Here is a 1,031-nt window from a genome sequence, read left to right on the forward strand (position 1 = left end):
CATTAGCGCCGATGGTACTGCCAATGGTGGGAGAGTAGGTCGTTGCCTTTCTTTATAAAACCTCAATCTTTTAGTAGATTGAGGTTTTTTTTATGTTAATTATTTACCTTTTAAATATGAGCTATAAACATTCGTATTTAGTAACAATTCAATATCTAGGATTTAGATTTCATGGTTGGCAAAAGCAACCAAATTTAAAAACAGGTCATTTGTTTTTAGATAAAACTTTAAAGTTTATTTACAAAGGGGTTCGATTTAAAAGCTTGGGAGTGGGTAGAACAGATGCTCGAGTTTCAGCCAGTCATTTTGCATTTCAATTGTTTATAGATGAAGCCATAGATTTTAAACAATTTATGATTGAGTTTAATACAAATGCACCAAGTGATATGAGAGCCTTGAAGATTGAAGATATTCCTAGAAATTTTAATATCATTAAGCATCCAAAAATTAAGGAGTATAGATATTATTTTTCTTACGGAGAAAAGAATCATCCTTACGCTGCACCTTTTTTAACTCGTTTTAGAGAACAACTTGATATTACATTAATGCAAGAAGGAGCGCAACTTTTTGAAGGGGTTCATAACTTTAAACGGTTTTGTACTAAACCTTCAGAAGTAACCAAAGTTCAAAGAGAAATTAAATACTGTAGAATAGAAGAGAACACTGAGTTAACAGCTTCATTTTTTCCAAAAGAAAGTTATGTTTTAATAGTAAGAGGAGAAGGGTTCTTAAGAAATCAAATTCGATTAATAATGGGGGCTTTACACGACTTAGGAAAAGGAGAGTTTGGATTAGGCTTTATTAAAGAAAGTTTAAATCCAGATTCTGATATAGAATTGATAAAGAATATTGCTCCAGCTTCAGGTTTACATTTACATAAAATAGATTTTAAAAGTTAAAAAAGCGTATCAAACGATACGCTTTTTTAGTTTTATCTGTCTCGTCCTGAAATAAGTTTACACAATTTAGACTTATTTTATGAAAAACAATGTATCCAAGAAGAAGCGTACACAGTGTGATTACAATTTAGG

At 30.8% G+C, this 1,031-nt stretch carries 1 protein-coding gene; it reads left to right on the plus strand.

The window, feature by feature from the left end:
• Positions 1–116 precede the first annotated feature (116 nt).
• Complete coding sequence (locus tag C7448_RS15720) at positions 117–899, plus strand: tRNA pseudouridine synthase A (RefSeq protein WP_115902361.1); 783 nt, start codon at positions 117–119, stop codon at positions 897–899.
• Positions 900–1,031 lie beyond the last annotated feature (132 nt).

The sequence above is a fragment of the Tenacibaculum gallaicum genome, from assembly GCF_003387615.1.
Lineage (GTDB): Bacteria > Bacteroidota > Bacteroidia > Flavobacteriales > Flavobacteriaceae > Polaribacter > Polaribacter gallaicus.